The sequence below is a fragment of the Paraburkholderia sp. Ac-20347 genome (genome assembly GCF_017104805.1).
GTDB lineage: Bacteria > Pseudomonadota > Gammaproteobacteria > Burkholderiales > Burkholderiaceae > Paraburkholderia > Paraburkholderia tropica.
In genome coordinates this window covers 1-4,383 of the sequence record NZ_JAAGPN010000430.1, presented here as the reverse complement: position 1 = coordinate 4,383, position 4,383 = coordinate 1, and the positions used below count along the sequence as shown (strand labels likewise).

The 4,383-nt window shown below is 69.7% G+C and carries 6 protein-coding genes; all 6 read right to left on the bottom strand.

Going from position 1 to position 4,383, the window contains the following annotated elements:
- Positions 1-66: 66 nt before the first annotated feature.
- The 6 genes from mdcE to hypA are packed head-to-tail and all read right to left on the bottom strand — an operon-like array spanning position 67 to position 4,249.
- Entirely contained in the window at positions 67-891 is an 825-nt protein-coding gene (gene mdcE, locus G3N97_RS36965) for a biotin-independent malonate decarboxylase subunit gamma (protein WP_205997716.1), read from the bottom strand.
- Positions 888-1,763, bottom strand: a complete 876-nt coding sequence (locus tag G3N97_RS36960) for a biotin-independent malonate decarboxylase subunit beta (RefSeq protein WP_205997717.1) — start codon at positions 1,761-1,763, stop codon at positions 888-890. The genes mdcE and G3N97_RS36960 overlap by 4 nt, the downstream gene beginning before the upstream one ends.
- A gap of 2 nt (positions 1,764-1,765) precedes the next feature.
- On the bottom strand, positions 1,766-2,092 hold the full coding sequence (locus G3N97_RS36955) for a malonate decarboxylase subunit delta (RefSeq protein ID WP_205997715.1): 327 nt from the start codon (positions 2,090-2,092) through the stop codon (positions 1,766-1,768).
- Complete coding sequence (locus G3N97_RS36950) at positions 2,080-2,967, bottom strand: acylphosphatase (protein ID WP_205997714.1); 888 nt, start codon at positions 2,965-2,967, stop codon at positions 2,080-2,082. The genes G3N97_RS36955 and G3N97_RS36950 overlap by 13 nt, the downstream gene beginning before the upstream one ends.
- A gap of 28 nt (positions 2,968-2,995) precedes the next feature.
- Positions 2,996-3,847: a hydrogenase nickel incorporation protein HypB gene (hypB, locus tag G3N97_RS36945; RefSeq protein ID WP_205997713.1), complete on the bottom strand. Its 852-nt coding sequence runs from the start codon at positions 3,845-3,847 to the stop codon at positions 2,996-2,998.
- Between the two features lie 60 nt (positions 3,848-3,907).
- On the bottom strand, positions 3,908-4,249 hold the full coding sequence (hypA, locus tag G3N97_RS36940) for a hydrogenase maturation nickel metallochaperone HypA (protein WP_074980985.1): 342 nt from the start codon (positions 4,247-4,249) through the stop codon (positions 3,908-3,910).
- Positions 4,250-4,383: the final 134 nt, after the last annotated feature.

The following is a 4,383-nucleotide window of genomic DNA, read 5'->3' as shown; positions in this document are numbered from 1 at the left end:
CACCGCCCGCACCCACGCTCGCGCGCAGCGCGCTGGCGGCGAACGGCGGCGGGGCGCACACGCGCATCAGTTCGCGTCCCACTGTTGCGCAAGCCGCTTGCGCACTTCGATCGACGCCGCGCGCGTGCGCTGCGCCGCCTCGCCTTGCAGACGATGCGCGAGACCGCTCGTGTCGCCGCGCGCTTCATGCACCTTCTGCGCGAGCACGTCGCGCACGCGGGCGATCTGCGCGTCGCTGGGCGCGTCGGCATCGACGTCGCCGATCAGTTCGTCGAGCAGGCCGAGCTTCGCGAACGAGGCCATCGAATACGACATCGGCACGATCTTTTCGCCGAGCGCGTCGAGGTCTTCGACGCTGCGCCGCGTGACGCGCGCCGCCGCTTCCTTGCCCATCGCGTGCACCATCGTGCCGGGCGCGTCGAGCGCGACGATGCGGTTGGCCTGATAGCCGTGCGCGAGAAATGCGCCCGACATCGCAGGCCCGACGATCAGCGCGACCACGGGATGACCGGCCTGCCGCGCGCTCGCATAAGCATCGACGGCGGCGGCGCACGCGAGATGAATGCCGAGCATTTCCTCGCGATAACCATAAGCCTGGCTCTTCACGTCGACGATCGCCACGATCGGGCGGCGCGTGCCGCTCGCCGTGTCCGCGTCGATGGCTTCGCGCACCGCTTGCGCAAGACGCCAGCCCTGTTCGAGCCCGACCACGTTGTCCCGTGCGCGCGGAAAACGGTTGTTCGCATCGGGCGCGACGGTGATGAAGCGCGCGGTCTCGCCGCCGAGCGGCGCGTCGGCGTACTGCACGCACGCGCCGTTCACACCGTCCGGCTGCTGGCCCGCGAGCGCGCGCAGCCAGCGCGCGCCGCGATTCAAGGTCGATTCGCTCATGCGGTTTCTCCGTGCGTGCGCGAGGCGTTGAAGGGCGACGGGCCGAAGACGGCGCGCATCGTGTCGGGCGTCACGCCGGCGGGATCGATCTGCGCGAGCTTCGCGAGCGTGGCCGCGACCTGCTCGGTGCGATGCGCCGCCGGCACGCCCTGCGCGAACGCGGCGCGCACGGCGTCGCGCACGTCGTCGACGGCATCTTCCACGAGCGCGTCCGCAAAGCCGGTGCGCGCGCGCTGCTCGCCGCCGATCAGCTGCCACACGCGACGGCGATCGCTGGCGTCGAGTTCCTCGATGCCCGCTTCCTGCTCGATCACTTCGGGGCCGTTCATGCCGAGGCGGCCTTGCTTCGTCATCACGAGATACGAGCACAGACCGGCCGCGAGCGACATGCCGCCGAAGCAGCCCACCATGCCCGCGATCACGCCGACGACCGGCACGTGACGGCGCAGCGCGACGATGGCCGACTGGATTTCGGCGATCACGGCGAGGCCGAGGTTCGCTTCCTGGAGGCGCACGCCGCCGGTTTCGAACAGCACGACGGGGCGCACGATCTTGCCGCGCTCGCAGTCGGCGAGCGCGAGTTCGAGCGCCGCCGCGATCTTGCTGCCCGAGACTTCGCCGATGCTGCCGCCCTGGAACGCCGACTCGATTGCGGCGACCACGGCGGGCTGGCCGTCGATGGTGCCGCGCGCGATCACCGCGCCGTCGTCGGCCTGGCAGACAATGCCTTGCAGCGGCAGCCACGGCGATTCGATGCGGTCGAACGGTCCGAGCAATTCGCGGAACGTGCCGGCGTCGAGCACGGCGGCGGCGCGTTCGCGCGCGCTCAGCTCGATGAAGCTGTCGCGCAGCAGCGCGGATTGATTAGCCATGCTCACGATGTCGCTCCTTGCGCGCCGTTCTGCGCATCGTCCTGCGCGGCCTCGACGGCTTCCGCGAGCCGCAGCGCCACGACGCCGGGCGTCGCGCCGAAGTCGTTGATCTCGATGAGCGCCGCGCCGTCGTAGCGCGTGAAGAAGCGGTCGAGCACGCTCTTCCAGATGTGGCTGTAGCCGTCCACGCTCGTGTGCACGACCACGCGCGCCTGCATGCCGGCGGCGGGCTGCAGCAGCACTTCGAGATCGCCCGAACCCACCACGCCCACATGCGCGCGCGTGGTCACGGCGCGCTGCGCCGGATAGTCGAATGTCAGTTGTTCCATGAAACCGTCCTCCCGCCGATGCGGTGCTGAACCAGTCTGTCGATGAAGAGCGTCGCGGCGAGCAGATCGGCCGCGCCGCCTGGCGATGCGTTGAGCGCGAGCAGCGCGAACGGTTTCGCGGGCCGCCGCTTGCGGGCGCGCAAGCGCGCGACGGCGTCGGGTTGCGTCGCGTCGCAGATCAGCTGGAAGCCGCCGAGCCCTTCGACCGCGACGATCTCGCCGCGCGCAATCGCTCGCCACGCGTCAGCGACGGGATCGGCGTGATCGGCATCATCGAGGCGCGCGTCGCCCAGCGGTGCTTCGAAACGCAAGCGCGGTCCGCAGACGGGGCACGCGATCAGTTCGGCGTGAAAGCGCCGGTTCGCGGGATCGGCGTAGTCGGCGGCGCAGTCGGCGCACGGCGCGAACGGCGCCATGCTCGTGTTGGCGCGGTCGAACGGCAGCCTGCGCGTGACGGTGTAGCGCGGGCCGCAATCGCAGCAACTGTTCAGCGCGTAACGATGGCGGCGGTCGCCCGCGTCGAAGATCTCCGCGAGACAGGCGTGGCAGATTGCGCTATCGGTTGCCATTTCGCCGTCGCGCGCGTGCGTCTCGCCGCTTTCGACGATGCGAAAACCCTGGCGCGCCGCCGTATCGTGCGGTTGCGCGTGTTCGGTGTCGATCGCATCGATGCGCGCGAGCGGCGGCGCTTCCCTTGCGAGCGCTGCGCGAAACGCGCCCAGCGCTGCGTGCGTGCCCTGCACATCGATCCGCACGGCGCTCGCGTCGTTGCGCACCTCGCCCGCCAGACCGAAGCGTTGCGCGAGCCGCCAGACGAACGGTCTGAACCCGACGCCTTGCACGATCCCGCTCACGCGCAGTTGCTCTCGCTTCATCGCCGTGATGTCCTCGCTGACTGCACGCCTAGCGCGTGTCCGGACGCAGCGCGCGCGCCGCGCCGCAGCCCGCGCGAATCCAGTCGAGCCATTGCGCGAAACCCTCGCCCGAACGCGCGGACACACACAGCGCCTGGATACGCGGATTGACGCGGCGCGCGTAATCGAGCGCGGCGTCGACGTCGAAATCGAGGTGCGGCAACAGATCGGTCTTGTTGAGCAGCATGAGGTCGGCGGCGGCGAACATGTCGGGATACTTGAGCGGCTTGTCCTCGCCTTCCGTCACCGAGAGCACGACGACCTTGTGCGCCTCGCCCAGATCGAACGACGCCGGGCAGACGAGGTTGCCGACGTTCTCGATCAGCAGCAGGCTGTTGTCGAGCGGCGGCAGGCGGTCGAGCGCGTGACCGACCATGTGCGCGTCGAGGTGACAGCCTTTGCCCGTGTTGATCTGCACGGCCGGCGCGCCGGCGGCGCGAACGCGCTCGGCGTCGTTCGAGGTCTGCTGATCGCCTTCGATGACGGCGATCGCGAGTTCGTCCTTGAGCGCTTCGATCGTGCGCACCAGCAGCGAGGTCTTGCCCGAGCCGGGGCTCGAAACGAGGTTCAGTGCGAACGCGCCGTGTGCGCGCAGACGCGTGCGATTGGCCAGCGCGTAACGGTCGTTCTCGCGCAGGATGTCCTGCTCGATGCGGACGCGGCGGCCGGACGCGTGGTTGTGATCGTGCGCGTGATCGTGCGTGTGGTCGTGATCGTGCGGATGCGCGTGCGGATGTCCGTGATCGTGTCCGTGCGCATGTTCGTGTTCGTGCGAAGGCTCACGCATCTGCGCGCCTTCGATACGCACGTTGTCCGGGCCGCAGCCGCAGGTCGTACACATGATGATGTCCTTTCTCGATGCGTCCGGCGCGAACCGGACGCGTTACTCACGCCGACGCACTCAGTCGACGATCATGCCGGCGACGCGCAAGGTGTCGCCGCCGGTCACGGCCAGTTGGTAGCTGCCGCAGGCGGCGCAGGGTTCGCCGCGGCGCGCGAGCGCCACCTCGTCGCCGCAGCGCAGGCAGAACGCCTGGCCCGGCGGTTCGGCGATTTCCAGACGCGCGCCGTGCGCGATCGTGTCGCGCAGCACGACGTCGAGCGCGAAGCGCAGCGCGCCCACATCGACGTTGGCCAGTTGCCCGATTTCCAGTTCGAGCGTGCGCACGCGCGTAGCGTGCTGGCGCGCGGCCTCGTGCTCGACGAGGTCCAGAATGCTGTGCGCGATGGCCATTTCATGCATACGGCTGGGCTCGCGGTGAGGTTTCGGAATCGATGACGCGCGACGCGCCGCGTTGCACGACGATCTCGTGCGCCACGCAGGGATCGAGCAGCAGCGCGAGGCGGGCGGCGCGGCGTTGCGCGTCGTCCCAGCTA

Excerpts from the sequence above, each read along its gene's own strand:
- mdcE (WP_205997716.1), bottom strand. The coding sequence starts at position 891 with ATGAGCGAATCGACCTTGAATCGCGGCGCGCGCTGGCTGCGCGCGCTC.
- G3N97_RS36960 (WP_205997717.1), bottom strand. The coding sequence starts at position 1,763 with ATGGCTAATCAATCCGCGCTGCTGCGCGACAGCTTCATCGAGCTGAGC.
- G3N97_RS36955 (WP_205997715.1), bottom strand. The coding sequence starts at position 2,092 with ATGGAACAACTGACATTCGACTATCCGGCGCAGCGCGCCGTGACCACG.
- G3N97_RS36950 (WP_205997714.1), bottom strand. The coding sequence starts at position 2,967 with ATGAAGCGAGAGCAACTGCGCGTGAGCGGGATCGTGCAAGGCGTCGGG.
- hypB (WP_205997713.1), bottom strand. The coding sequence starts at position 3,847 with ATGTGTACGACCTGCGGCTGCGGCCCGGACAACGTGCGTATCGAAGGC.
- hypA (WP_074980985.1), bottom strand. The coding sequence starts at position 4,249 with ATGCATGAAATGGCCATCGCGCACAGCATTCTGGACCTCGTCGAGCAC.